We start from the raw sequence: 26,129 nt of genomic DNA on the forward strand, positions 1-26,129 counted from the left end.
AGGTCTTGCGCCTGAGCCCGCGTTGACAGCTTACTCCGCGCTCGCTGGCACGGCGACGAGGCGACCGGCATCCTTTGCCAGCGACCTCAGAAATTCATGCTGCAGTTGAGGGTCGTTGCGGGTCATTTCTATCAGCGTCTGTTCCAGATCACTGGCCTCTTCTTCAAGCCCCAGGTCGGACAAGCGCTTGACCCGGTGAACCCACTGGCTGACTTCGTCGTCTTCCAGATCATCGTAGATCAGCCCGTGGGCCTCGATCAGTTTGCCGCGCAACGATCTGCTCAGCGGTAACGACGCAGTGGTGTGGATGGTCGCCTGATCATCTTCCACTCTCAGGTTCAGTCGTGTGATACGGCTGAGATCCTGTTCGGCGAAAGGGCTGTCCAGCAGGTTGATGCGCAGTACGCCGTTGCGGTCGGTTGTCAGCTCGTGAGACTGGTTGCCTGCTTTGACTTCAACCGGGCTCTCGCTCCAGGGCAGGCTCGAGTGTTCTACGTGGTGATCATTCTGGACTTCGTCGATCCCTGCCAGGTTTTGCTGCGCTCTCCCATGTGACGGCACGTTCATGAATGGATTGAGCCCGGCAACCCCGTAGCTGATCCAGTCTTTGGTGACGCTGTCAGGGAGGCTTCCGAACGTAATCACATTGACGATATTGGCGCCAACGCCGGCGACAAGCGTAACGGCGCCCAGCGGAATCTCGTAAATCTCCCGCCAGGGCTGATAGGGGGTGTAGCGATCGTAATGACGCGTCACCTCGAATTCGGTGACATCGAACGTCTTCAGTTCGTGGATGCGCACACGACGTTGCGGGAGCTCCAGCGTGGCGGGCTCGCCGACGTCAACTTGCAGGCTGTGTTCGAGCAATTTGCGCTCTACGCGCTCTTCGTGCTCGCTGCGCTGAGACAGATGGTTGGCGCATCCGCTGATGACCAATGTGCTGCAGAGCGTGGCGCTTGCAAGGCTTAGTGAACGTGGCTTGAACATGAGATCTCTTGAAGCAGGTGAGGCGGATGCTTGCGCACAGGCGTCACGACGGAAAAGGGCGCGCTCGATTGAGGCGAGCGCGCCCTCTTCTTAGCGGTGGATACGGCCCTTGATAAAGGACAATACGTCGGCAACTGGCAACGCTTGCGCTTCTGGCTCGGTACGGCTCTTGTACTCAAGATTGCCTTCGGCCAAGCCGCGGTCGCTGACCACGATGCGATGCGGAATGCCGATCAACTCCATGTCGGCGAACTTGATGCCAGGGCTGACCTTCTTGTCGCGGTCATCAAGCAATACATCAAAGCCTGCGGCAGTCAGTTCGGCGTACAGCTTGTCGGTGGCTTCGCGCACGGCTTCGGTCTCGTAACGCAACGGGACCAGGGCAATCTGGAAGGGCGCCAGTGCATCGTTCCAGATGATGCCGTTGGCATCGTTGTTTTGCTCGATAGCGGCAGCCACTACACGGGAGACGCCGATGCCGTAACAGCCCATTGTCAGCGTGACCGGCTTGCCATTTTCACCCAGCACCTGGCACTTCATTGCTTCGCTGTATTTGGTGCCCAGCTGGAAGATATGACCCACTTCAATGCCGCGCTTGATCACCAGCGTCCCTTGACCGTCCGGGCTCGGATCGCCCGCAACGACGTTGCGCAGATCGGCAACCTGAGGCACGGGCAGATCACGTTCCCAGTTCACGCCAAAGTAGTGTTTGTCGTCGATATTCGCGCCGATACCAAAGTCGCTCATCAGCTCGACCGAGCGGTCGATGATGCAGGGCAGCGGCAGATTCAGCGGACCCAGCGAACCTGCGCCAGCGCCGATCGCGTCGCGCAGTTCGGATTCGGTCGCCATCACCAGAGGACTGGCCACCTGCTCCAGATTAGCGGCCTTGATTTCGTTGAGTTCGTGGTCGCCACGAATGATCAGCGCAATCAGCTTGCCTTCTTCTGCCGCATGAACAACCAGCGTCTTGACGGTTTTCTCGATTGGCAGGCCGAACTCTTCCACCAGCGACGCGATGGTCTTGGCGTTGGGGGTGTCGACCAGGCGTAATACTTCGGTCGCGGCGCCACGGCTGTTTTCAGCGGGAATGGCTTCGGCTTTTTCGATATTCGCAGCGTAGTTCGAGGTGTCGCTGAAAACGATGTCGTCCTCGCCTGATTCGGCCAGCACATGAAACTCATGAGAGCCGGCGCCGCCGATGGAGCCGTTGTCGGCTTCGACCGGGCGATAATTCAAGCCGAGGCGGGTGAAGACATTGCAGTACGCCTGATGCATGCGTTCGTAGGTTTCCTGCAGGGAATCCTGAGTCGTATGAAAGGAGTAGGCGTCTTTCATGATGAATTCACGTCCGCGCATCAAGCCAAAGCGCGGGCGGATTTCATCACGAAACTTGGTCTGGATCTGGTACATGTTGATCGGCAACTGCTTGTAGCTGTTCAGCTCGTTGCGGGCCAGATCGGTGATGACTTCTTCATGGGTCGGGCCTGCGCAGAAATCACGATCATGCCGATCCTTGAGGCGCAGCAATTCAGGGCCGTATTGTTCCCAGCGACCTGACTCCTGCCACAGTTCTGCCGGCTGAATACCCGGCATCAACACTTCCAGCGCGCCTGCAGCGTTCATCTCTTCGCGAACGACTGCCTCGACCTTGCGCAGCACGCGCAGGCCCATGGGGAGCCAGGTGTAAAGGCCGGAAGCGAGTTTGCGAATCATACCGGCGCGCAGCATCAGCTGGTGGCTGATGACGACGGCATCGGATGGCGTTTCTTTCTGTGTGGCGAGCAAATATTGACTGGTGCGCATGGTAGGCCGTTGTCGGTTGCTGAGACTAGAAATGACCCGGCATTGTACGGTGGCGATAGAGGCGAGTACAGGGCGGGTGGGCGTTGCGAGGAGGGGGAAGGGGCTTTAGCCATAAATGAAAAAGCCCGGCACATGGCCGGGCTTTTCTATAACGAGTGTCAGACTGTGCGATTACAGAACCGAAATCGGGTAGTCGACGATCAGACGGAACTCGTTGATATCGCCTTCAGCTTGGTCGGCATTGGCGCGGTGCCAGGCCTGACGAATACGGAACGACAGATCTTTGGCTGGACCATTTTGAACAACATACTTGGCCTCCAAGTTAGTCTCATGGTGTTTGCCATCTGCGCCGTAGCCGTACTGGCGATAAGGGCTATCAAGGGCCATTTTATCGCCGTCGATACCTGTACCGCGGACATAACGAGTCATAAAGCTCAGGCCTGGAACGCCGTAGGATGCCATGTTGAGATCGTAACGAGTCTGCCAGGATTTCTCCCCAGGTCCGTTGAAGTCGGAATATTGAATCGAGTTCGCGAGGAAGATCGAGTCGCCACCACGGTTTTTGCCACCGTCGTTAAGTGAGATGTAGTCGAATGGCGTGTCACCGTTGACCTTCTGGAAGGCCAGCGTCAGGGTGTGTGCAGCCAAGAACGAGTAGGCGGCAGACATCGAATAGGCGGTGTTGCTAATGTCGCCCATCTTCTTGCTACCCGTATCACGGGTGTTATAGATGTTGAAGTCGAATGCCAGCGCTTGGTCAGTAGTCAGCGGCAATGCGTAGTTAACGTTACCGTAGTACTGGTTAAACACGTCTTCCAGTTTGGCTGCATAAAACGCAACGCCCAGACTGTCGCTTACAGCGTACTTGCCACCGGCGTAATCTGCGTTGCCGATGTCGAGGGTCTCTGGCCCGTAAGCGGTACCAAGGCGACCATCGCGGTTCATGCTGTCTTGCGAGGAGCCAGAGTAGAAGTGACCACCTTCAACGTCCAAGCCTTTGATCTCACTGCTTTGCAGGCTGATACCACTTGCCGTTTGTGGCAATAGACGAGAGCCGCCGACCGCGAATACTGGCGATTGGGGCTGCATATCACCGATCTTCAGCTCTGTTTTCGAAATGCGGAACTTAACATCGCCACCCGCTTTGCCGAAGCTGTCGTGGTTATCGCCCTGAGAGTCGGTGGTCAGGTTGCCAGAGCCCGAGTAGTGATTCTGACCATCGAGTTTGAAACCAGCATAGCCGAAGGCGTCAATACCAACACCGATCAGACCTTGAGTGTAACCAGAGCTATAGTTGCCCCAGAAACCTTGGGTCCAATCTTTGTCGTCAACAGAGGTGTCTTTCTTGTCGCGGTTAAAGTAGTAGTTACGAGCCTTCAGATCCAGATGGCTGTCTTCTACAAAACCCTTGGCTTCAGCTTGGTCGCTTACGAAAGCAGCGGCCGATGCCAATTGTGTGCTGGCTGCTGTAACTGCCAGTGCGATTGCGCTCCACTTCATCACTCTCATCGTGACTTTGCTCCTTTAGTTTTAAGAAGAGTACTGCCGTCCCACCTGTTTTTTTATCTGGGCGGCTCTTTCTTTTTTGTGTCGGCGAAACGTATAGCATGCCGACATTATTGGCGATAGTTACTACTCTATCCTTTCAAATTCTTTACGGCCCTGTCGCAAATGAACGCTGTGTGTGTCGCTCTTAAACAGCATTCATCGTTTGAAAATGTGCAAGTACTACAGCGTTGTCGAGGGCTGAAATCCCACTCCGCAGTGGTTTGGATTCAGCCATCGTTTCCCTTGGGCACCCTGTCCATTGTCACCTTTTCGAACGCCACCGAAGCCTTTTGACTCCGGGCCGTTGTTGCTCCTGTGAGTGATAAAGCAACAACCGTGCACAAAGTTCCTGATCACATGAAAAAAAAGTGAATTGGACAGGCAATGTCTCAGGTCATTAATGCAAGCCTATGATTTATAACGATTAAAAATTTCGGAATATTTCCGGTTCTTTTCTCGCTCGTCAGCAGGCTACGGCCGAAAGATGTCACTGGCGTTACCTGTTACCCCCAGTGTGAGTAATTCTTGGATGAATCGGGTAGATGGGGGATAGGGAGTGAGTCGTTTTGGTGCGCTAGCACCCGAAAATGCCTGATCTTGGTACTGCGCCGACGCTGCATCCCGTCGCTCGCTTGTGACAGCATTGCAAGTGCGGAACGGTGAAACGCTTAACGCTTGATTACGCTTGCTTTAGAGGGAATAGGGAGCTATTCCGGGGAGGGCGCAAGCGCCGTTACCGGGTGGGTGCATTGGGTCATATCAGTGCGTTAGCCGTGCATATGTTCGGCGGTGGTGCGTCCGGACAATCGGTAGGCTGCCCTTTTGCACTGACTCCACAGCAACATCCATTGCGCAAAGTGTTGTTCAAGGCGGTTCCAGAGGTGATTCGACGTCTGTTCCCGCGTATCCTGCCGAATATTGAGCAGGTGGCGCTGCAAGTCATCCGCTCACGTTGAATCATTGATCAGGAGTTGCATGTGTTTGTCTTAGATTCGCGGTTGATGCAAGACACATTGGCTGTGGGAGATTTCCCACTGTGCAGGTTGCTGTTGTCCAATGATTCGAATTATCCGTGGTTTATTTTGGTGCCTCGCCGTGCGGCCGTCACCGAAGTATTCGAATTGTCCGAAGCAGATCAGCTGCAACTCTTGAAAGAGACGACCATGCTCTCCAGTGTGCTCAAGGCGGCGTTCAAGGCCGACAAACTCAATGTCGCGGCACTTGGCAATGTTGTGAGTCAGCTACACATGCATGTCATCGTGCGTTATCGCACCGATGTTGCATGGCCTGCGCCGGTCTGGGGCCGTCATCCTGCCAAACCGTATTCGGGTGATCAGGCGGCTGCCCTCATTCAACAACTGAAAGAAGTGCTGACAGAAGACTTCAGCTTCGCACCGGAGCCAGTATGAATGTTGATGCTCGGGTGACCGAGCTTGAAACCCGGCTGGCGTTTCAGGACGACACCATTCAGGCACTGAACGACGTTCTGGTGGTTCAGCAACGCATGCTTGACAGGTTGCAGAGGCAGGTCGCTGCGTTGATCAAGCGTCAGGATGAAATGGGTGGGCAGTTCGAAGAGTCAGAAGAGGAAGCACCGCCTCCTCATTATTAAGCATTAAGCGGCTCGATCACACGTCTCACTGGAGCGAGCAGCCCGGCTCACCAAAAAAAACCGCGCCCTTTAAAGGAGCGCGGTTTTTTTAAAGCGTCTCGCCGTTAGCGGCGAGGCAGTGCAGCGATGACGTCTTCGGCCTGAAGTCCTTTGTCGCGGTTCATCACAGAAAACTCGACGCGTTGGCCTTCGACCAGGACGCGGTGGCCTTCTCCGCGAATGGCGCGGAAATGCACAAAAATATCGTCGCCAGAGTCGCGTGAGATAAAGCCAAACCCTTTGGATGTGTTGAACCACTTCACGGTACCGGTATCGCGGTTGCCCAAGTCCTGGCCCTGAGAAGCAGGGGCAGGTGAGGACCGGTAAAAACTGACCGCAAGATGCAAGGCTACAGCGATGACAACGGCTGTCAGGCTGACCAGAATAGCGGGTTGGCCAGCAATCGTTTCAAGTGGGATGAGCAGGATCATGGTTTGAAGTACGACGGCCAGGATAAGCAGGGCGCTGACAAGATTTTGCAATTGGTGGCGTGGTCCTCTGTTCCAATAGGGGATCACTGGGGCGAGCACAAGATTAAGCAAACCAAAAAACGCCAGGTACAGCGCATCAGGTTGGGACAGGTAAGAAGCCAGCGCTTCGCTACGAAGGCCGGGTATGAACGACAGCAGCAAAGCCGCTGCACCGGTTAGCAGGTGAACAATTTTCAACATTTTGACTAACTCACATTAAGACGGATCACAAGGAAATAGCGGGTGACCTTCGGTACGCTTCTGAAATATGGAAGGCGTGATGCACTAGGGTCTGGCCAGCCTATGCGCTATCGCCGGTAGGCAAATCGATAGCGACACGCGGTGTATTTAACAGCAAAGCCGAGAGCTACTCAAATCAAGCGCTTAGCGCCGCTGAGGTAGCGGGTTGCTGGTCTGTTGACTTGAATTTGGCGAGCTTGCTCCGGGAGGGTATCCCAGAGCGGTTGCCGAGTGTTCAGGCATGCCGGACGTGGCGCCGTTGGCGGGACTACGGCGCTGGCAGTCTTGGCTCGATCCGTTTTGATCAGTGCGGCAAGCGCTAAGCATTACCGATGGATGGCTGCGTTTGCGCTGCGCTCTTGGTAGAGTGACCGGGAACTGGTTGTAAAACATCACCATCCAAAGGGGAAGAAACATGGCAATCGATATCGGTATCAGCGAAGAAGATCGCAAGTCGATCGTAGACGGTCTTTCGTGCCTGTTGGCTGATACCTATGTGCTTTATCTTAAGACTCACAACTTTCACTGGAATGTCAGCGGTCCGATGTTCCGTACCCTGCATCTGATGTTTGAAGAGCAATACAACGAACTTGCCCTGGCTGTGGATTCTATCGCCGAGCGTATTCGCGCGCTGGGTTTCCCTGCTCCGGGCACTTATTCAACTTACGCCCGTCTTTCGACCATCAAGGAAGAAGAGGGTGTGCCGAGCGCAGAGGACATGATTCGCTCGCTGGTACATGGCCAGGAAGCAGTTACACGTACAGCTCGCGGAATATTCCCTTTGCTGGACAAAGTCAGCGACGAGCCCACTGCCGACCTGTTGACTCAGCGTATGCAAGTGCACGAGAAAACCGCGTGGATGCTGCGCTCCATGCTGGAAACCAAGTAATACCGCTGTCGGCGGGTAGCGCCGGTCGCCGCTCGCCAACGTAACAGAGCCATGCCGACCTGCCACTCTCAGGTCGGCTGGTCCATGACTTCGATTGCGTGCATTAATTAAATAAGGTTCTTAATTTTCTGCAAGTTATATGGTCATTATTTGTCTTGAATATAAATATTTACCGTCGTTGCTCGATTTTGATAATCCCCGCTGTTCTTTACACACTATTCCGCTGGTAGAAACGGTTTTCTCCTACAACGTCCATGCGCTATGCCTGCTGGATAACTATTTCTGAATAAGGCTTGATAGCGATCTGTTCAGTATGTGTGGTGTTAACTTGAATATGGGTCAATTATCGAGATATTGGAGGTGTTATGGTTAGAGGATCAAACCGAGAGGTTGGAGATTTAGGTGGAAGTATCAGCATCAGGAGTGACCCGTTCGTCGAAGGGTTCGATATGGAACTCGCCCAGCCTCACGCGCGTTCCGTGCGGCTGAACGGTTTGGCTACATGTTTGCGCCTTGAAGAGGTTTACTGGAATATCTTGTCCGAGATCGCCCGGCTTAACCGGTGCTCCGTCAATTCCGTTCTTTCGTACGTAGACCGGGAAGTGCATTTAAGGCACGGAGGCGTCAAAAACTTCAGCGGGCTGATACGCGTCGTCTGTGTAGCGCATGTCCTGAAGACTGAAGAGTTGCAGTTGTCGAAAGCCTGAAATTTGCTGATCGCTAATTTGTCTGGACACAGGTCGGCGAGCCTGAATCGTGTGGGCCGACCTGCGCTCACGTCCGGTCGCGCAGTGATCGTCCACGCGACGATCCATCTGCGCGGCTGCACAGCCTTGATTAACCCTATATAATCCTCCGCCTACTCTGGAACGCAGGTACAAACCGTCGGGTTTAGTCGGGTTTTAACTGCAGCCAAGGCTCTCGCGCCATGCCACGCGTGCTGACGAGAGTTCCACTGAATTCGAATTACGAGAAGTGAAAACACGATCATGATGCGCAGCCATTATTGCGGCCAACTCAACGAGAGCCTGGAAGGTCAAGAAGTCACCCTGTGCGGATGGGTCCATCGCCGTCGCGACCATGGAGGTGTGATCTTCCTCGACATTCGCGATCGTGAAGGTCTGGCTCAAGTGGTTTTCGACCCTGATCGTGCAGACACTTTTGCTGCGGCTGACCGTGTTCGCAGCGAATACGTAGTCAAGGTCACCGGCAAGGTCCGTGCCCGTCCTGCTGGCGCCGGTAACGCAAACATGGCATCCGGTGCCATTGAAGTGCTGGGATATGAACTGGAAGTACTGAACGAGTCCGAGACTCCTCCCTTCCCTTTGAACGAATATTCAGACGTCGGCGAAGAAACCCGCCTGCGTTACCGCTTCATCGACTTGCGTCGCCCGGAAATGGCCGAGAAGCTGCGTCTGCGTTCACGCATTACCTCCAGCATCCGCGGATTCCTCGACGGCAACGGTTTCCTCGACGTCGAAACGCCGATTCTTACCCGTGCTACCCCAGAAGGCGCACGTGACTATCTGGTGCCGAGCCGTACTCACGCCGGCAGTTTCTTCGCCTTGCCGCAGTCGCCTCAGCTATTCAAACAACTGCTGATGGTCGCCGGGTTCGATCGTTACTACCAGATTGCCAAATGCTTCCGTGATGAAGACTTGCGCGCGGATCGTCAGCCTGAATTCACCCAGATCGACATCGAAACCAGCTTCATGAACGAAACCGAAATCATGGGCGTCACCGAAACCATGATTCGCAAACTGTTCAAAGAAGTCCTGGATCTGGAGTTCGGTGACTTCCCGCACATGACTTTCGAAGAAGCGATGCGTCGTTTCGGTTCCGACAAGCCAGACCTGCGTAACCCGCTTGAGCTCGTAGACGTTGCCGATCAGCTCAAGGACGTTGAGTTCAAGGTGTTCAGTGGCCCGGCCAACGATCCGAAATGCCGGGTCACCGCATTGCGTGTTCCGGGCGGGGCTACCATGCCACGCAGCAAGATTGACGATTACACCAAGTTCGTCGGCATCTACGGCGCCAAGGGCCTTGCGTACATCAAGGTCAACGAGCGCGCCAAAGGCGTTGAAGGTCTGCAATCGCCAATCGTCAAGAACATCCCTGAAGCCAGCCTGAACGTGATCCTTGATCGCGTCGGTGCAGTGGACGGCGACATCGTGTTCTTCGGTGCAGACAAGTTCAAAGTTGTCAGTGAAGCCCTCGGTGCATTGCGCATCAAGGTCGGTAACGATCTGAACCTGCATACGTGCGAATGGGCCCCAATGTGGGTTATCGACTTCCCGATGTTCGAAGAAAACGAAGACGGCAGCTTCTCTGCGTTACACCACCCGTTTACTGCACCCAAGTGCTCGCCAGAAGAGCTGGAAGCCAACCCGGCTACAGCCTTGTCTCGCGCCTACGACATGGTGCTGAACGGCACCGAGCTGGGAGGTGGTTCGATTCGTATCCACCGCAAAGAGATGCAGCAAGCAGTGTTCCGTCTGCTGGGTATCGCTGAAGACGAGCAACAAGAGAAGTTCGGCTTCCTGCTCGATGCATTGAAATACGGTGCACCGCCGCACGGCGGTCTGGCATTTGGTCTGGATCGTCTGGTCATGCTGATGACCGGCGCGCAGTCCATCCGCGAAGTCATCGCGTTCCCGAAAACCCAGAGCGCTGCAGATGTCATGACCCAGGCGCCGGGTGTAGTCGATGCAAAGGCGTTGCGCGAGTTGCACATCCGTCTGCGCGAACAGCCAAAAGCAGAATAAGCGGGGGAGGGCGCGGCGCGATGGCGGTGCGTCCTGATCCTTGGCTTGTAAAGGTCCGTGTTGAGTAAAGCGTCGGCGCTTGATTCATCAGGTCGCTGGCGTTCGTGTTTCAGGGTTTGGAGCGTGTTATGGCTGGTCATTCCAAGTGGGCGAACATAAAGCACCGCAAAGAGCGTCAGGATGCCAAGAAGGGCAAGATTTTCACCAAGTGGATCCGTGAGTTGACCGTTGCTGCCCGTCAGGGTGGCGCAGATCCAGGCTCCAACCCTCGTCTGCGTCTGGCGCTGGACAAGGCGTTGGGCGCAAACATGACCCGTGACACGATTGATCGTGCGGTCGCGCGGGGTGTCGGCGCTGACGATGGCAATGATGTCGAAGAGCTCGGTTATGAAGGCTATGGCCCTGGCGGTGTAGCGATCATGGTCGAAACAATGACCGACAACCGTAATCGTACGGCTGCAGCTGTTCGTCACGCGTTCAGCAAGTGCGGCGGCAATCTCGGGACGGATGGATCGGTGGCTTACCTGTTCGAGCGCAAGGGGCAGATATCGTTTGCCGCTGGCGTCGATGAGGACTCTCTCACCGAAGCTGCGATGGAGGCAGATGCCGACGATATCGCGACCAACGAAGACGGCTCGATTGACGTGTTTACCTCGTTTTCGGGTTTCTACGCAGTACGCAATGCGATTGAAGCTGCTGGTTTCAATGCGGTCGATGCTGAAATCGTGATGCAGCCCACCACCAGTGCCGTGCTTGATCTTGAGATGGCGGAAAAGGTTCTCAAGCTGATTGATATGCTCGAGGACCTGGACGACGTCCAGAACGTGTATTCCAACGCTGAAATTTCAGACGACGTGCTGGAGCAGCTTGGCTGACAGTTTTTGTCAGGATATTGAAGCCGGAGAAACGAAGCGATGATCATCTCATCGCTATCGGCCTCCGGCTTCTGCCTTTATGCTGCGTTTCATTGTGCGCATCACTTCTCATGCTGCAGGCGTTATGACTCTTATTCTAGGTATCGACCCCGGTTCGCGAATTACCGGTTATGGCGTTGTGCGTGATACCGGTCGCGGCTGTGAATATGTCGCCTCAGGCTGTATTCGTACGGGAAGCGGTCTGCTGCACGAGCGTCTGCAGATCGTTTTTCGAAGTGTCAGGGAGGTTATTCAGACCTACGAGCCAGTGACGATGGGCATCGAAAAAGTGTTCATGGCCAAGAATGCCGACTCGGCGCTCAAGCTTGGGCAGGCGCGAGGCGCGGCTATCGTTGCGGGGGCTGAGGAAGGCCTGGAGATTGCGGAATACACGGCGACCCAAGTCAAACAGGCCGTCGCCGGAACGGGCGGTGCTAGCAAAGAGCAGGTCATGATGATGGTCATGCACTTGCTGAAGCTGACGCAAAAGCCCCAGATAGATGCTTCCGATGCGCTGGCGATTGCTCTGTGCCATGCGCATACCCGATCAAGCCTGATTCCCCATGGTTTGACAACGGCGCGCAGCCGGGGTGGGCGTTTGCGTCTGTAACGCATCATCCGCACATAAAATTTCACTTGCAGGTCATACGCGTCCTGCAAACATGGCGAGCACGGTCAAGCCGGGCAGTTGTCTTCCCGGTTATCGATAAGGATCTGATAGGTGATTGGACGTTTACGCGGTTCGCTGGTCGAGAAACAACCGCCTCATCTGGTGCTGGACGTCGGAGGCGTGGGCTATGAGATCGAGGTCCCCATGACCACGCTCTACAGGCTGCCGCATCTGGGCGAGCAGGTGACCCTGCATACTCATCTTGTAGTCCGTGAAGACGCTCACCTGCTTTTCGGTTTCTACGAGAAACGCGACCGCGAAATGTTCCGTGAGCTGATTCGTCTTAACGGTGTAGGTCCGAAACTGGCGCTGGCGCTGATGTCGACGCTGGAAGTCGATGAACTGGTGCGCTGCGTGCAGGCTCAGGACACCTCGGCCCTGACCCGCGTGCCGGGGGTGGGTAAAAAGACCGCAGAGCGATTACTGGTCGAGCTCAAGGATCGTTTCAAAGCATGGGATTCTCTGCCGGGATCGTTCAGGCTGGTGTCCGAAGGGCCGGGGGCGGCCGTGCCCGTAGCGACCGCCGAATCCGATGCGGTCAGCGCGCTTATTTCGTTGGGCTACAAGCCGCAGGAAGCAAGCAAGGCCGTTTCCGCCATCAAGGACAAGAATTTGAGCAGTGAAGATTTGATCCGCCGCGCGTTGAAGGGGATGGTTTAAGTGATTGAAGCCGACCGCCTGATAGCCGCCACGGGGGGGCGTGACCGCGACGAGCAACTGGATCGTGCGATCCGGCCGCTGAGTCTCGCCGACTATATCGGCCAGCCCACCGTTCGCGAGCAGATGGAGCTGTTTATTCAGGCCGCCCGTGGGCGTAATGAAGCGCTGGACCACACGCTGATTTTTGGTCCGCCGGGTCTTGGGAAGACCACTCTGGCCAACATCATCGCTCAGGAGATGTCTGTCTCGATCAAAAGCACTTCGGGGCCTGTACTCGAGCGCCCAGGCGATCTTGCTGCGATTCTGACCAATCTTGAGCCGCACGACGTGCTCTTCATTGACGAGATCCATCGTTTGTCCCCCATCGTCGAGGAAGTGCTTTATCCGGCAATGGAAGACTTTCAGCTCGATATCATGATTGGCGAAGGCCCGGCCGCACGCTCCATCAAGCTTGATCTGCCGCCTTTTACGTTGGTCGGCGCAACGACTCGCGCCGGTATGCTGACCAATCCGCTACGTGACCGATTCGGCATCGTCCAGCGGCTCGAGTTTTATAACGTTGCCGACCTTGCCATCATTGTGTCGCGCTCTGCTGGCATCCTCGGGCTGCACATTGAAGATGCGGGTGCGTTCGAAATTGCCCGTCGTGCGCGCGGTACGCCGCGTATTGCCAACCGCCTGTTACGTCGCGTCCGCGATTTCGCGGAGGTACGAGCCAAGGGCCAGATCACGAAAGAGATTGCCGATCTTGCGCTGAACCTGCTGGATGTCGACGAACGGGGTTTTGATCATCAGGACAGACGCCTGCTGTTGACCATGATCGAGAAGTTCGACGGTGGTCCGGTGGGGGTAGACAACCTGGCCGCGGCAATCAGTGAAGAGCGTCACACGATTGAAGACGTGCTCGAACCCTATTTGATCCAGCAAGGCTATATCATGCGCACGCCTCGTGGGCGTGTCGTGACACGTCATGCCTACCTGCATTTCGGCCTCAATATCCCGTCACGCATGGGCGAGTTACCCACCGTGAATACGCCCGTTGATGAGGTCGATGATTAAACGTCACATCGGGCGATTTATTCGCGCGTTTCATGGTCTGACGGGCAGTCGCGAGGATTCGCTGACGCGGCTGACTGCAAAATCTATGAAAAACAGTTGCCTGGCCTGATTGGCAACCTGAGGAGTAAGCACTAGAGTATGCGCGCGCAAAACGGGTGTCAGTCGTTTGCGCATCGCTGTCGCGTTTATTACGAGGACACCGATGCGGGCGGCATCGTCTATTACGTAAATTACTTGAAATTCATGGAGCGGGCTCGTACCGAGCGGCTGCGGACACTGGGGTTTGCCCAATCTGCGCTGGCCGGTGAGAACCTGTTGTTCGTCGTGCATTCCAGTGAGGCCCGTTATCACAAGCCTGCACGGCTGGACGACGAACTGCTGGTCAGCGCCGAAGTAACCGAATTGAACCGCGTCAGTCTGCGCTTTCTTCAGCAAGTCAGGCGGGCAGCGGATGATGTACTGCTCTGTGAAGGGCAGTTTTTAGTGGCGTGTGTGCGCGCCGACAGTTTGAAACCCCGGGCCATTCCCGAAGCTCTGCGTGCGGCCTTTGCCGACCAGGGCGGCGCGGGTACACAATCAGAGCAGGAGATACAGCGTGGAAGCTAACGTCGTCGATCATTCCTCCATGTGGAGTTTGGTCAGCAATGCCAGCGTGGTTGTTCAGTTGGTGATGCTGATCCTGGTGGCTGCCTCAGTCACTTCATGGGTCATGATTTTTCAGCGCAGCAGTATGTTGCGTGCAGGGCGCCGCGCGCTGGAAAGCTTCGAAGAGCGTTTCTGGTCTGGCATAGACCTGTCGAAGCTTTATCGCCAGGCAGGCAGCAACCCGGACCCGGATTCGGGCGTTGAGCAAATCTTCCGTGCCGGTTTCAAAGAGTTCTCGCGTTTGCGCCAACAGCCAGGCGTCGATCCTGATGCAGTCATGGAGGGTGTTGCCCGTGCCATGCGCGTCGCCATCTCCCGCGAAGAAGAAAAGCTCGAGCAAAGCCTGCCGTTCCTCGCAACCGTTGGCTCCACCAGTCCGTATGTCGGTTTGTTCGGTACCGTCTGGGGGATCATGAACTCCTTCCGTGGTCTGGCCACCGCGCAACAGGCCACGCTGGCTACCGTTGCACCGGGTATCGCCGAGGCACTTATCGCTACTGCTATCGGCCTGTTTGCAGCGATCCCGGCAGTCATCGCTTACAACCGCTTCGCTGCACGCGGTGAAAACCTGATCGGTCGTTACTACACATTCGCCGACGAGTTTCAGGCGATCCTGCACCGTAAAGTGCACACCAGCGAAGAATAAGCAGGTATTTCCAAATGGCTTTAATCGCTCGCGATCGACGAAAAAAACGCAAGCCGGTCGCCGAAATGAACGTGGTGCCGTACATCGATGTGATGTTGGTACTGCTGGTCATTTTCATGGTGACCGCGCCGATGATCAACCAGGGTGTAAAGGTTGATTTGCCCAAGGTATCCAGTGAGGCCTTGCCGCAGGACAACAACAATCAGGTCCTGACTATTTCGATCAAGGCTGACAAGACGTACTACTGGAACGTGGGTACAGAAGTCGATGCCGACAAGCAGATGGACAAGGCAATGACCTTGCCTCAGCTCACCAGCGCTGTCACCAAGATCATCGCTGCCGGCCGTGAAGCTGGCAAACAGACTCAGGTTTTCATCCGTGGCGACAAGACGGTCGACTACGGCGCAGTCATGGGCACGATGGGTGGATTGCAGAAAGCCGGGGTCGGGAACGTTGGTTTGATTACTGAGGCCCCCTGATGCAGCCAATTCGAGAGCCGACAGCCTCGGAAAGCTATTTCTGGCCAGCAGTCTGGGCTGGGGCACTGCATGTGCTGATTTTCGGCCTGCTCTTCGTCAGCTTCGCCATGACGCCGGAGTTGCCTGAAGCAAAGCCGATAGTCCAGGCGACGTTGTACCAGTTGAAGTCTAAAAGCCAGGCAACGATCCAGACCAACCAGAAGCTTGCCGGTGAGGCAAAAAAATCCGCTGCGCGACAGACCGAAGTCGAGCAGATGGAGCAGAAAAAAGTTGAGCAGGAGAAGCAGGAAGCGGTGAAAGCGGCGGAACAAAAGAAAGAGGACGCTGCTCAAAAAGCCCAGGAACAGAAGACCGAGGAAACCAAGAAGGCTGACGAGGCTAAAAAGGCGGATGACGCCAAGAAGGCCGAGGCCAAGAAAGCGGACGACGCCAAAAAAGCGGTTGAAGAGAAGCAAATCGCTGATATAGCCAAAAAGAAAGCTGAAGACGACGCCAAGAAAAAGGCCGAAGAAGACGCCAAGCGCGCCGCCGCTGAAGAAGCCAAAAAGCAGGCTGCCGACGACGCGAAGAAAAAAGCCGCTGAAGATGCCAAGAAACAAGCTGCCGATGACGCGAAGAAAAAAGCGGCTGAAGACAGTAAGAAGAAGGCCGCCGCAGACTCTGCCAAGAAGGCTCAGGAAGCAGCGCGTAAATCGGCGGAAGACAAGAAGGCGCAGGCTTTGGCTGATTTGCTTTCCGATAAGCCTGAGCGTCAACAGGCGTTGGCCGATGAGCGGGGCGATGAGACAGCGGGCAGTTTCGACGATCTGATTCGTTCGCGTGCCGCAGAAGGCTGGGCTCGTCCTCCTTCAGCGCGCAAGGGCATGACGGTAGTCTTGCAAATTGGCATGTTGCCGGATGGTACGATCACGTCGGTTACGGTTGCCAAGGCAAGCGGCGACGGACCTTTCGACAGTTCGGCGGTCGCAGCAGTCAAGAACATTGGTCGTTTGACAGAAATGCAGGGTCTGAAACCTTCTGATTTCGCACCTTACCGGTCATTCAAGATGACATTCACACCTGAGGATCTAGCCTTGTGATTAACATTCTTCGAGGATTGCTTGTCGTTCTTTGTTGCGCCGCGGGTATGGCCGCTGCCGACGAAAAGAACATTCTGGTTACAAGCGGCAGTGACCGTGCTACGCCGATTGCTGTTGTACCCTTCGGGTGGCAGGGCGGCAGCGTGTTGCCGGAAGACATGTCGTCGATCATCAGCAACGACATGCTGAACTCCGGCTACTACACGCCTATTCCCAAGCAGAACATGATCAGCCTGCCTACCCAGGCAAGCGAAGTCATTTTCCGTGACTGGAAAGCGCTCGGCGCGCAATACGTGATGGTGGGCAACATCACGCCTGCTGGCGGCCGTTTGCAGGTGCAGTACGCATTGTTCAACGTTGCCACTGAACAGCAAGTATTGACCGGTAACGTATCGGGCACAGCGGACCAGTTGCGCGACATGTCGCACTACATTGCTGACCAGTCGTTCGAAAAACTGACCGGTATCAAAGGTGCGTTTTCGACTCGCATTCTGTATGTCACTGCCGAGCGTTTTGGCGGGATGAACACGCGTTATACGTTGCAGCGTTCCGACTATGACGGTGCACGTGCGGTGACATTGCTGCAATCACGTGAGCCGATCCTGTCTCCGCGTTTCGCGCCTGATGGGAAGCGCATCGCCTATGTCTCGTTCGAGCAAAAGCGTCCGCGTATCTTCATCCAGCACATCGACACCGGCCGTCGTGAGCAAGTGACCAACTTTGAAGGCCTGAACGGCGCTCCAGCGTGGTCTCCGGATGGCACCAAGCTGGCATTCGTATTGTCCAAAGACGGCAACCCGGAAATCTACGTGATGAACGTAGCATCCCGTCAAATCAGCCGCGTGACCAATGATTCTGCTATCGATACCGAACCCTTCTTCGGTAAAGACGGTTCAACCATTTATTTCACGTCTGACCGTGGTGGCAAACCACAAATCTACAAAACCAGCATCAATGGTGGTGGTGCAGAGCGTGTGACTTTTATCGGTAATTACAACGCTAACCCTAAGTTATCGGCTGATGAAAAAACGCTTGTGATGATTCATCGTCAAGATGGGTTCACAAACTTCAAGGTTGCAGCCCAGGATTTGCAGCGCGGTAGCGTTAAAATCCTCACAGACAGCAACCTTGATGAGTCGCCTACTGTTGCGCCCAACGGCACCATGGTAATCTACGCCACCCGCCAGCAGGGCCGGGGAGTCTTGATGCTCGTGTCCATTAATGGACGCGTAAGGCTCCCGCTTCCTACCGCACAAGGCGAAGTCAGAGAACCTTCCTGGTCCCCTTACCTGAACTGACGCGGCGCTATACGTTTTACTTAACACACTGGGGTTCATTAGGAGTTTCACGATGGAAATGCTGAAGTTTGGTAAATTTGCTGCGCTGGCTCTGGCCATGGCTGTAGCTGTAGGTTGCTCGTCCAAAGGCGGCGATAACGCCGGTGAAGGCGCTGCTGTAGATCCAAACGCTGGTTACGGCGCTAACTCTGGTGCTGTTGATGGCAGCCTGAGCGAAGAAGCTGCTCTGCGCGCAATCACCACCTTCTATTTCGAATACGACAGTTCGGACCTGAAACCAGAAGCCATGCGCGCTCTGGACGTTCACGCCAAAGACCTGAAAGGCAATGGCGCTCGCGTAGTTCTGGAAGGCAACACCGACGAACGTGGTACTCGTGAGTACAACATGGCTCTGGGCGAGCGTCGTGCGAAAGCCGTTCAACGCTACCTTGTTCTGCAAGGCGTTTCGCCAGCTCAGCTGGAAGTTGTGTCCTACGGTGAAGAGCGTCCAGTTGCTACCGGCAACGACGAGCAATCCTGGGCTCAAAACCGTCGCGTCGAACTGCGTAAGTAATTTGACATGCGAACGTGCCGCCGTGCTCTAACCGTTTTGGCTCTCACCCTCCCGCTTGCTGCGTGGGGTGCGGTTCCTGTGGTCGATAACAACTCTGGCTCTGCTGGCAGCAGTTATCCGCCATCGGGTTATGGTACGTCCGGCGCCTACGCCGGGGGCGGGGCTACGGCTCAGCCCTCGGCGCAAGGTCAGCTGTTCATGCAGTTGCAACAAATGCAGGATGAGATTTCGCGCTTGCGCGGAATTGTCGAAGTCCAGCAGAACGATATCCAGCAAATGAAGCAACAAGCGCTCGAGCGCTATCAGGATCTGGATTCGCGTATAGGCGCTGGCGGCGCACCCGCTGCTGCACCGGCTGCCAATAATTCTTCTTCCGACGGCGGCGTCAATGCCGGCGGAACGCCCGCAGCTCCCGCTGGAGCGCAGGCACCTCAGGCGGGCACCGAGCCGCCTGATCCGGCTAAAGAAAAGCTCTACTACGAAGCCGCTTTCGATCTGATCAAAGCCAAGGATTTCGATAAGGCCAGTCAGGCTTTTACCGCGTTTCTTCGCAAATATCCCAACAGCCAATACGCAGGTAATGCCCAATATTGGCTGGGCGAAGTGAACCTTGCCAAAGGCGATCTTCAAGGTGCAGGGCAAGCATTTGCCAAGGTTAGTCAAAACTACCCGAAGCACGCCAAGGTGCCTGATTCTCTGTACAAGCTGGCTGATGTAGAGCGCCGTCTTGGCCATACAGACAAGGTGAAGGGCATTCTGCAGCAGGTTGTTGCTCAATACCCAGGCACTTCAGCAGCCCAGTTGGCTCAGAGAGATCTGCAGCGTCTTTGATCAGAGTCTGACCTCCGATTCAAGAAAGCCGCGCTTTGCGCGGCTTTTTTCGTTAGAATTCCACCCCCGAAATTCCGGTATTGATTTCGCTTCTTTGTATTCTGCATGCGCAGGACGCCCTGAAGTGCCTGACGGAGGCGGATGGCCTGTTTAGCCGTTACGCCCGTGGCCCCCTATGCAAGATACATTACGCATCACCGAAGTCTTTTACTCGTTGCAGGGTGAAACACGAACCGCTGGCTTGCCCACCGTGTTTGTGCGCCTGACGGGTTGCCCTTTACGTTGCGGCTATTGCGACAGTGAATACGCCTTTACCGGCGGCACAATCCAGACACTGGATTCGCTTGTTGAGCAGGTTGCCAGCTTTCGACCTCGTTATGTCTGCGTTACGGGCGGCGAGCCACTTGCGCAGCCCAATGCGATTCCTTTGCTCAAGCGTCTGTGCGATGCGGGTTACGAAGTTTCGCTTGAAACCAGCGGCGCGCTTGATATTTCGAAGGTGGATCCTCGCGTCAGCCGCGTGGTTGATCTTAAAACACCCGGATCGAAAGAAGTCGCCCGCAATCGGTACGAAAATATCGAGCTGCTGAATGCCAACGATCAGATCAAGTTCGTTATCTGTTCGAGAGAAGATTACGACTGGGCTGTATCCAAAATCATTCAGTACGGTCTAGACCGGCGCGCTGGCGAAGTGCTGTTCTCCCCTGTACACCGCGACCTGAATGTCAGAGATCTGGCCGACTGGATTGTGGCTGATAATTTGCCAGTAAGGCTGCAATTGCAGCTGCACAAGATTCTCTGGAACGACGAGCCGGGGCGTTGAGCTGAAATGAGTGAGCAAACAATGAACGAGAAAAAAGCAGTTATCCTGTTGTCGGGTGGACTGGATTCGGCCACCGTCGTTGCCATGGCGCGTGCCGATGGTTACGCCTGCTACACGATGAGCTTCGATTACGGGCAGCGTCATCGCGCAGAGCTGGACGCGGCAGCGCGCGTAGCGAGTGATCTTGACGTTGTAGAGCACAAGGTTATCGGTCTTAACCTCAATGGCATTGGTGGCTCTGCATTGACTGACAGCAGCATCGACGTGCCAGAAACTCCGAGTGAAGGAATCCCGGTGACTTACGTCCCGGCGCGTAATACGGTTTTCCTTTCACTGGCGCTGGGCTGGGCCGAGGTGCTGGGCGCGCGTGACATCTTTATCGGTGTGAACGCTGTGGATTACTCCGGCTATCCTGATTGCCGTCCAGAATTCATCGAGTCGTTCGAGCGGATGGCTAACCTTGCCACCAAGGCTGGCGTAGAAGGGCAGGGCTTCACCATTCAGGCCCCGCTGCAGAATATGAGCAAGGCCGATATCGTCAAAGCTGGGGTACGCCTGGGCGTCGATTACGGGCTGACCGTCTCTTGCTATCAGGCAGATGATCAAGGGCGTGCTTGCGGCAAATGCGACAGCTGCCGTCTGCGTGCGGAAGGCTTTTCCACGGCGGGCGTGAGCGACCCAACGCGTTATTTTTAAATTATTTCAAATCAGGTGTTGAATTACTGAGAAAAATCAGTAATATACGCGCCACCACAAAGCGGGTCGTTAGCTCAGTTGGTAGAGCAGTTGGCTTTTAACCAATTGGTCGTAGGTTCGAATCCCACACGACCCACCATTTTGAAAATCTGGAAGGCCCACGAAAGTGAGGATTTCCAGGTTTTTTTTTGCCTGTAGCGCAGTGGGGACGTGGGTCTGAGCAGCGGATCAAGCTTTCGCCGAATAAGTGGTAATGGGTTGTCGGTGAAATCGACGCATCGGATGGCCATTCGAGCGGGTTTGCGCAGCTTGCCAGTTTCAAGCCCTGGCAGAAGAGTCATTTCCTCCGGCGGCTATCTCGGTCACCAGCTAAACGAACTGATTCCAACTCTATTGAGCATGAGTGTCAGCAGCAGCGAATGCTCAGCTCCCTCGCTCTCTGCCGTCGCCTTCGGTATCCCAAGATCCTCCTACCAAGTCCCAGGACCATCCCACGTAAGTTCATGGCTTAGCCCTGTTCCAACCGGGAGCATTGCCTGTTCCATGCTAAACCGATCTGACGCAAGTCTGGCGGCGTGTGTGAGGTGCTTTGATTCGGAGCTTGGATTGCTGGTAGCCATCTTCTCGGCGCACTCGGCGGCCTGTTTGGCGATCGAGTGCATCAAGCTCATTTGCATATTGAGGAGGATCCGCTGCAGTTCCATCTCGTAAAGATCCTGCAGCATCGACTCTGGTGTTTTGGAAGCGCGGATCATTTCTGCCCAGACCGCAACGCCCATCCGCCGATTCGAAATGTGCTGCCAAAGCAGGAACATCGTGCCGACGGTAGTGTTCTGTTCAATCAGCCGAAACGGCAGCAGAGAAAACCGATGTCGCTTGGCCTGGTTCAGCACACCGTGTGCGAGGTTCTTCAAACCTGCCTTCAACGTCTGGCATTGATCCGCAAATTGGGTCAGCGGCAACAGGCATGTGCGCCACGTAGTCATGCTTGATCGTCTTCACGAAGCTATCTGCCATGCCATGCCATGCCGTTGCTCTGCGGGCTGCGCACAGGTGTGGTCACCGGCTGCAAACACTTCACTGAACTCTTGCGATGGAATACCCTTCCGAGATGACCAAGGCTGTGGTCTCAGAAGCAACCGAGTTTTTCCAATTGATCTTAAGGCTCAAGTGCCCGAACAGCCGGGCTAGCGACACCAAAAACCAGAGAGGCGCACTTGGACTACCTAGCAGCACTGACCGCTTTCGTAGAGTCTGCCAATGGGAATAGCTTCTCCAAAGCAGCAGGGCGTCTGGGGATAAAAGCTTCTACAGTTTCGCGTTACATCAAAGATTTAGAGCAAGATCTCGGCATTGCACTTTTCAATCGATCAACACGAAAACTTGCATTGACGGAGGGTGGGCAAACGTTCTTGTACCATGCCCAAAAAGTTCTCTTTGAATTGTCAGAAGCCAAGGCGGCAACGTCCGCTCTCAATCAAAATCCCCGAGGGAGATTGAAGGTTAGTCTTCCGCCTGCTTTTGCACGTCATCATATACTCCCTCTAGTAGGCGAGTTTATCGAGCGTTACCCAGACATCACACTAGATCTCAGTTTTGAGGAGTCACAAGTCGATCTGATCGCCACTGGAATCGATCTTGCGATTCGAATTGGCAGGTTGGCCAACTCCAATCTCAAGGCGAGAAAGCTGGCTGAGGTAAAGACTCTCCTATGTGTGAGTCCAGAGTTTGCCACTCGTTATCCTCAGCCGGATTGCCCTGATCAACTGCCCGTCGACATGATGATCATCGGGCGTGAGTGCCCCGAGGGGTTGATATGGGCCAACGACAGCGAGCAGGTTTCGTTGTCCGTTGGAGCTGTACTTTGGATAAATGACCTTGACGCTCAGCTAATCGCGGTGAGGAGCGGGTTGGGAATGGCATTGCTCCCAGATTGGCTTGCCAGCGCCAGTTTGCGCGATGGTCGACTGGTGCGTTGGCTGCCTGATTGGGAGGTCAAGGTCTCACAGGAATCTGGCGCCATCTGGTTTGTATATCCGCCGAAGCGAATCGTTTCTTCGAAGGTGCGATGCTTCATTGATTTCATTGCTGATCGCGTGGTTCACCCGCCCGTGTGGCAGCGATAATTCCCGGTATGAACTAGTCATACCGGGAGTCCATTTAGCTGAACCGAATATCCAGTGATCGCAGATATGTCTGTAAACCTGCGTCCTGAATCGGGATCAGAAATGCTTCGCGATCCGACTCGTTGAAGTGAGCATGCCAATAGCCAGGTGGTGTGACGAACGCAAGCCCTGGTGTCCAATCTACGCGTTTTGGATTGCGAATATGGCCATATTCGTCCAGTTCAGTGCCTACAAGCGAATAGCATCCGGTTGGGCAGTCAATGATGAAGTCCAGGGCGATGGATTGGTGCCGGTGGGGTTTTTGGGTCGAGCCGGCTGGGAGGATGCCGTACATAGCCCACAGCACATGGGTCACTGTGCGTGTCTGAGGGAATTTGCTGTTACCAAGCAGAATGCTGATGCGGCTGCGATCCTGTGCACGTGGATCATCAGCGGCTTCACGAAGCTTTGCAGATGCGACATCCGCAGGGTACAGAGTCGGGGTGAAGCGGTCTTCACTTCTGCTCACGCCTAAGTAGCGAAGAAGAGGCTCATCATGTACCCAGTAGAGTCGTGCGTCCGTCGACGCCTTGAGGATTGTGCTGTTCATCCCTGGCAGGGCGATAAAACAACCTTTCGTCCATTCAAATGCCTTTTCACCGTACGCAAGGCTGCCGCTACCATCGATTACATACAGAACCTGTGAGGTCGCGTTGGGCGCTAATGTGACGTCATCGCCAGCGTTCAGTCGAATAAAACTAGCGCAAAGACCTGGGCCGGTTGCTGGGCCTTCACACTCTAGTTTTTCGCTCAAATCGAGAGCAACTGTTCGAGATGGGCCTGAATCATAGAGCGAAGCAGGGAAGCTCTGATACGGGATGCGGGTGATCAAGTTTGCGCTGATCGGGTTTGCCGCTTTGCTGTACTCGAAGTATTCGGCATCGATCTCATGTGGAGATACTTCCAGGTTTGAATGCGGTTGAATTGCACTGTTCATAATGAAGTCTCGTTTTGGGGTCTCATCATCAGCACGCTGCGGGAGCCAGCATGCCGCGGTGGATTCAATATACGAGTCTGGTACGGCGCTATGAAGAACCGCACCAGCACATCACTTGTGTGTAAAGGGGTGTTGATCCCAGCGAGTTGAGCTCCTCGACGAATTTATCCATTCGAGTCGGCAGGCGATTCCCGACGTCAGGATCCGCAGCAAACTCATTCCAGGCGATCTCTGCCACTTCGCGGATCGCTTTGTTTGGATGCTGCATCGACGGGCTAAGCAGCTGCAGGTACCCTCAATCTGATCAATGCTTATAAGCACTGAGCGATAATGCAGCGAGAAGCGGTTCACGTTGAAGAGTTGGTCGTCCGGGGCGAATCCCACCTCACGCGCTGCCTCAAGCAGACGCAAAATATGCGGCTCCAAGCCGGGCATTATTGGGATGGAAAACTCTCGGTGTGTTTTCTCCGTATCGGCTCGAACGGTGATGATCTTGTTCAACCAGTCCACGTCTTTGTAGCGGAGCGTCAGCAAAGCGTTCAGTCGGATGCCTGTGTAGTAAAACATTTCGAAGACGCCGAGCCAGAACAAGGCCGGAGTGACCTTACTCCTCTGTTTCGTGCATCTCCCCTCGACCATCATCGATCTGAGCCAGCGCGCGCACGTTTGATGCCGTCCCGTGCGACGGTCTTGCTGGGACGTTTCGGAGGAATGACTGCGGTCTTTCTAAAGGGGTTGATGGCCGTGTGAACCAGCGTCCCATGCTCGATCGCATATCCCCACACGGTGCGGAGATGATTTGCGTACGTGTTCCAGCTCTGTTTCGCCAGATCACGCTCCAGCTCTTGCCTTCGCCATCCGAGTACTGATCGGTGATCAATCGACTCTACCGGGCTTGCCTCTCCAAAATGCCTGAGCAAAGCTCGCGTCGCGGCCAGATAGATTTTTGCCGTCGAATCTCTCAAGCCGTGAGTGAAGATGTAGTCGTGGGTCAGGTCCATTGCGCTGCTCATATCGCAGCCACTGATGATGCTTCGATGCTCAAGCTTGGATTGTCAAAAGGCACATCGCACCGCAGGGTTGGTCTTGCTAGACAGTTTTTCGCGAGGCTTTTCGCCTAGAAAATAACTGCTGCAGTCGCATTCCAGACGGGGCGTTCACTGATCATCGTTCCGTTAGCTTGGGAGAGCCGGCTATTTTCAACAGTGTCGACCAGATGCGATCTTTCCGATGCCTCAATCATAAGCCGGTGCAGATGGACGCGAATCGCGCAGGCGATGCTGCGCGATTTGCGTCCTGCCGAATCAACCAAGTGGATTTTTCGGTTCGCCGTCACATCTATCTTTTATACATCTGGGAGTGCTTTCAATTTCGCTCGCAAGAAGGCGTCCTTGAGTGTTGATTGCTCTTGAGCGCTGACCCTTACCTGAGGGCCTCGTACGTAAGGTGTGGGGATCGCCCCGGCCAGATAGGCAAATTCTTTGTACCTAGTGTGCAGGTCCACATATGGCGAGCCATAAATCAGGTGATTGATCTCTGCAAGCTGCAGATGTATCTCGCGCGCACGAGCCAGATCGCCACTGATGCTGGCCCGCCAAAGCTCGGTAATCTCGTAAGGCGCAAATGTTGCCAAGCCAGTCAATATGCCTTGAGCGCCTGTGGTTAGTCCGTGGAACATGCTGCTGCCAACAGCCGGCAGCGCAGCGATCGGGCGCCCTGCCTTTTGCAATCCCAAGTAATCCTGATCGTAACGGACTGCATCATTGGCCTGCGCCATTTTTACCCCGATTACGCTGTCGATCTCCCTCACCAGGCTCATCAGTAGATCGTGTGAATAGGCGACCGGGTCTCCGATCGACAACTGGAACAGAATGATTGGAAGATCGACCGCATCTGCGATTGCACGATGATAATCAAGGGCAATGTGTGGGCTTGCGCTGGCATTCCATCCAGAAACCACGGGCGGGCAAATCAACAGTGCATTCGCCCCACTGGTCTTGGCTGTCTTGGCTTGTGCTATTGCGCCTGCGGTCGACATGTCCAGGATGCAAGCGACTATGGGCTGGTCGTCGTTGGCCAACTCTCGATGCAGTTCGATCGAGCGCGAGCGTTCCGATTGTGTGAGGGTCGGACCTTCGCCCGCGTAGGCGTTGACAACGAAGCCTCTCACGCTATCGATGTCCTTCAGCTGTCGGGTGTGGCGACTGAGGGCTTCCCAGTTGACCGACAAATCCTGATTGAACGGGAGCAGATTGGCTATCAATACACCGTTATCGAACTTCATGAGTTGACTCCTGATTTTGTTGTTGGTGTGTGAA

General features: G+C 55.0%; 28 protein-coding genes, 1 tRNA gene and 1 pseudogene. 21 read left to right on the plus strand and 9 right to left on the minus strand.

Annotated elements, in window-relative coordinates:
- Positions 1 to 30: 30 nt before the first annotated feature.
- The 3 genes from OYW20_RS06880 to OYW20_RS06890 all read right to left on the minus strand — a co-directional run bounded on the left by OYW20_RS06880 (position 31) and on the right by OYW20_RS06890 (position 4,302).
- The gene (locus OYW20_RS06880) at positions 31 to 987 is read right to left on the minus strand and encodes a hypothetical protein (RefSeq protein WP_268799962.1); all 957 of its coding nucleotides are present in this window, start codon (positions 985 to 987) and stop codon (positions 31 to 33) included.
- A gap of 90 nt (positions 988 to 1,077) precedes the next feature.
- The gene (locus tag OYW20_RS06885; RefSeq protein WP_268799963.1) at positions 1,078 to 2,793 is read right to left on the minus strand and encodes a proline--tRNA ligase; all 1,716 of its coding nucleotides are present in this window, start codon (positions 2,791 to 2,793) and stop codon (positions 1,078 to 1,080) included.
- A 171-nt stretch (positions 2,794 to 2,964) separates the two neighbouring features.
- Complete coding sequence (locus tag OYW20_RS06890) at positions 2,965 to 4,302, minus strand: OprD family porin (protein ID WP_268799964.1); 1,338 nt, start codon at positions 4,300 to 4,302, stop codon at positions 2,965 to 2,967.
- 788 nt (positions 4,303 to 5,090) lie between these two features.
- Between OYW20_RS06890 and OYW20_RS06895 the strand changes: the two genes are divergently transcribed.
- Genes OYW20_RS06895 through OYW20_RS06905 form a run of 3 tightly spaced genes read left to right on the plus strand, consistent with a single transcriptional unit; the run spans position 5,091 to position 5,953 of the window.
- Complete coding sequence (locus OYW20_RS06895) at positions 5,091 to 5,297, plus strand: hypothetical protein (protein ID WP_268799965.1); 207 nt, start codon at positions 5,091 to 5,093, stop codon at positions 5,295 to 5,297.
- Positions 5,298 to 5,318: 21 nt separating this feature from the next.
- Positions 5,319 to 5,750 carry an HIT domain-containing protein gene (locus OYW20_RS06900; protein WP_268801070.1) on the plus strand — a complete coding sequence of 144 codons (432 nt, stop codon included), beginning with the start codon at positions 5,319 to 5,321 and terminating at the stop codon, positions 5,748 to 5,750.
- Positions 5,747 to 5,953, plus strand: a complete 207-nt coding sequence (locus tag OYW20_RS06905; protein WP_268799966.1) for a SlyX family protein — start codon at positions 5,747 to 5,749, stop codon at positions 5,951 to 5,953. The genes OYW20_RS06900 and OYW20_RS06905 overlap by 4 nt, the downstream gene beginning before the upstream one ends.
- 104 nt (positions 5,954 to 6,057) lie before the next feature.
- Here the strand turns inward: OYW20_RS06905 and OYW20_RS26110 are convergent, their stop codons facing one another.
- Together OYW20_RS26110 and OYW20_RS26115 are read right to left on the minus strand one after the other, a co-directional pair.
- Positions 6,058 to 6,279: a cold shock domain-containing protein gene (locus OYW20_RS26110; protein WP_004667445.1), complete on the minus strand. Its 222-nt coding sequence runs from the start codon at positions 6,277 to 6,279 to the stop codon at positions 6,058 to 6,060.
- 108 nt (positions 6,280 to 6,387) lie between these two features.
- A pseudogene (locus OYW20_RS26115) lies at positions 6,388 to 6,663 on the minus strand (cold shock domain-containing protein membrane protein); the annotation flags it as partial.
- Positions 6,664 to 7,117: 454 nt separating this feature from the next.
- Here OYW20_RS26115 and OYW20_RS06915 point away from each other — a divergent pair.
- The 17 genes from OYW20_RS06915 to OYW20_RS06995 all read left to right on the plus strand — a co-directional run bounded on the left by OYW20_RS06915 (position 7,118) and on the right by OYW20_RS06995 (position 20,848).
- The gene (locus OYW20_RS06915; RefSeq protein WP_268799967.1) at positions 7,118 to 7,591 is read left to right on the plus strand and encodes a Dps family protein; all 474 of its coding nucleotides are present in this window, start codon (positions 7,118 to 7,120) and stop codon (positions 7,589 to 7,591) included.
- A 365-nt stretch (positions 7,592 to 7,956) separates the two neighbouring features.
- Positions 7,957 to 8,298 carry a ribbon-helix-helix domain-containing protein gene (locus tag OYW20_RS06920; protein ID WP_268799968.1) on the plus strand — a complete coding sequence of 114 codons (342 nt, stop codon included), beginning with the start codon at positions 7,957 to 7,959 and terminating at the stop codon, positions 8,296 to 8,298.
- Positions 8,299 to 8,580: 282 nt separating this feature from the next.
- Complete coding sequence (gene aspS, locus OYW20_RS06925) at positions 8,581 to 10,356, plus strand: aspartate--tRNA ligase (protein ID WP_268799969.1); 1,776 nt, start codon at positions 8,581 to 8,583, stop codon at positions 10,354 to 10,356.
- A gap of 128 nt (positions 10,357 to 10,484) precedes the next feature.
- Entirely contained in the window at positions 10,485 to 11,231 is a 747-nt protein-coding gene (locus tag OYW20_RS06930; RefSeq protein ID WP_268799970.1) for a YebC/PmpR family DNA-binding transcriptional regulator, read from the plus strand.
- Between the two features lie 124 nt (positions 11,232 to 11,355).
- Complete coding sequence (gene ruvC, locus OYW20_RS06935; protein ID WP_268799971.1) at positions 11,356 to 11,880, plus strand: crossover junction endodeoxyribonuclease RuvC; 525 nt, start codon at positions 11,356 to 11,358, stop codon at positions 11,878 to 11,880.
- 111 nt (positions 11,881 to 11,991) lie between these two features.
- Entirely contained in the window at positions 11,992 to 12,600 is a 609-nt protein-coding gene (gene ruvA, locus OYW20_RS06940) for a Holliday junction branch migration protein RuvA (protein ID WP_268799972.1), read from the plus strand.
- Entirely contained in the window at positions 12,601 to 13,659 is a 1,059-nt protein-coding gene (gene ruvB / locus OYW20_RS06945) for a Holliday junction branch migration DNA helicase RuvB (RefSeq protein WP_268799974.1), read from the plus strand. It abuts the gene before it with no gap.
- A 138-nt stretch (positions 13,660 to 13,797) separates the two neighbouring features.
- Positions 13,798 to 14,265 carry a tol-pal system-associated acyl-CoA thioesterase gene (ybgC, locus tag OYW20_RS06950; protein ID WP_268799975.1) on the plus strand — a complete coding sequence of 156 codons (468 nt, stop codon included), beginning with the start codon at positions 13,798 to 13,800 and terminating at the stop codon, positions 14,263 to 14,265.
- Positions 14,255 to 14,950, plus strand: coding sequence for a protein TolQ (gene tolQ, locus OYW20_RS06955; protein WP_268799976.1), 696 nt, complete (start codon positions 14,255 to 14,257; stop codon positions 14,948 to 14,950). Before ybgC ends, tolQ begins: the two co-directional genes overlap by 11 nt.
- Positions 14,951 to 14,964: 14 nt before the next feature.
- Complete coding sequence (gene tolR / locus OYW20_RS06960; RefSeq protein WP_408005476.1) at positions 14,965 to 15,429, plus strand: protein TolR; 465 nt, start codon at positions 14,965 to 14,967, stop codon at positions 15,427 to 15,429.
- Complete coding sequence (tolA, locus tag OYW20_RS06965) at positions 15,429 to 16,508, plus strand: cell envelope integrity protein TolA (RefSeq protein ID WP_268799977.1); 1,080 nt, start codon at positions 15,429 to 15,431, stop codon at positions 16,506 to 16,508. Before tolR ends, tolA begins: the two co-directional genes overlap by 1 nt.
- A 47-nt stretch (positions 16,509 to 16,555) precedes the next feature.
- Complete coding sequence (gene tolB / locus OYW20_RS06970; RefSeq protein ID WP_268799978.1) at positions 16,556 to 17,806, plus strand: Tol-Pal system beta propeller repeat protein TolB; 1,251 nt, start codon at positions 16,556 to 16,558, stop codon at positions 17,804 to 17,806.
- Positions 17,807 to 17,858: 52 nt separating this feature from the next.
- Positions 17,859 to 18,359, plus strand: coding sequence for a peptidoglycan-associated lipoprotein Pal (pal, locus tag OYW20_RS06975; protein WP_268799979.1), 501 nt, complete (start codon positions 17,859 to 17,861; stop codon positions 18,357 to 18,359).
- Between the two features lie 6 nt (positions 18,360 to 18,365).
- Positions 18,366 to 19,190 (plus strand): tol-pal system protein YbgF, encoded by an 825-nt coding sequence (gene ybgF / locus OYW20_RS06980; RefSeq protein ID WP_268799980.1) that lies wholly within the window; start codon positions 18,366 to 18,368, stop codon positions 19,188 to 19,190.
- 175 nt (positions 19,191 to 19,365) lie between these two features.
- On the plus strand, positions 19,366 to 20,013 hold the full coding sequence (gene queE, locus OYW20_RS06985) for a 7-carboxy-7-deazaguanine synthase QueE (RefSeq protein ID WP_268799981.1): 648 nt from the start codon (positions 19,366 to 19,368) through the stop codon (positions 20,011 to 20,013).
- Positions 20,014 to 20,034: 21 nt separating this feature from the next.
- Positions 20,035 to 20,709, plus strand: a complete 675-nt coding sequence (gene queC / locus OYW20_RS06990; RefSeq protein WP_268799982.1) for a 7-cyano-7-deazaguanine synthase QueC — start codon at positions 20,035 to 20,037, stop codon at positions 20,707 to 20,709.
- A 63-nt stretch (positions 20,710 to 20,772) separates the two neighbouring features.
- Positions 20,773 to 20,848, plus strand: a tRNA-Lys gene (locus OYW20_RS06995).
- Between the two features lie 331 nt (positions 20,849 to 21,179).
- Here the strand turns inward: OYW20_RS06995 and OYW20_RS07000 are convergent.
- Positions 21,180 to 21,695 carry a DUF3158 family protein gene (locus OYW20_RS07000; protein WP_268799983.1) on the minus strand — a complete coding sequence of 172 codons (516 nt, stop codon included), beginning with the start codon at positions 21,693 to 21,695 and terminating at the stop codon, positions 21,180 to 21,182.
- 231 nt (positions 21,696 to 21,926) lie between these two features.
- Here OYW20_RS07000 and OYW20_RS07005 point away from each other — a divergent pair, with 231 nt between their 5' ends.
- Entirely contained in the window at positions 21,927 to 22,835 is a 909-nt protein-coding gene (locus OYW20_RS07005; protein ID WP_268799984.1) for a LysR family transcriptional regulator, read from the plus strand.
- Positions 22,836 to 22,869: 34 nt separating this feature from the next.
- Here OYW20_RS07005 and OYW20_RS07010 read toward each other — a convergent pair whose 3' ends face one another.
- From OYW20_RS07010 to OYW20_RS07020, 3 genes are all read right to left on the minus strand, one after another.
- The gene (locus OYW20_RS07010; RefSeq protein ID WP_268799985.1) at positions 22,870 to 23,811 is read right to left on the minus strand and encodes a cupin domain-containing protein; all 942 of its coding nucleotides are present in this window, start codon (positions 23,809 to 23,811) and stop codon (positions 22,870 to 22,872) included.
- A 638-nt stretch (positions 23,812 to 24,449) separates the two neighbouring features.
- Complete coding sequence (locus OYW20_RS26120) at positions 24,450 to 24,812, minus strand: hypothetical protein (RefSeq protein ID WP_408005477.1); 363 nt, start codon at positions 24,810 to 24,812, stop codon at positions 24,450 to 24,452.
- 344 nt (positions 24,813 to 25,156) lie between these two features.
- Positions 25,157 to 26,095, minus strand: coding sequence for a dihydrodipicolinate synthase family protein (locus OYW20_RS07020; RefSeq protein WP_268799986.1), 939 nt, complete (start codon positions 26,093 to 26,095; stop codon positions 25,157 to 25,159).
- Positions 26,096 to 26,129 lie beyond the last annotated feature (34 nt).

Origin of the sequence: Pseudomonas sp. BSw22131 (assembly GCF_026810445.1) — a bacterium.
Lineage (GTDB): Bacteria > Pseudomonadota > Gammaproteobacteria > Pseudomonadales > Pseudomonadaceae > Aquipseudomonas > Aquipseudomonas huanghezhanensis.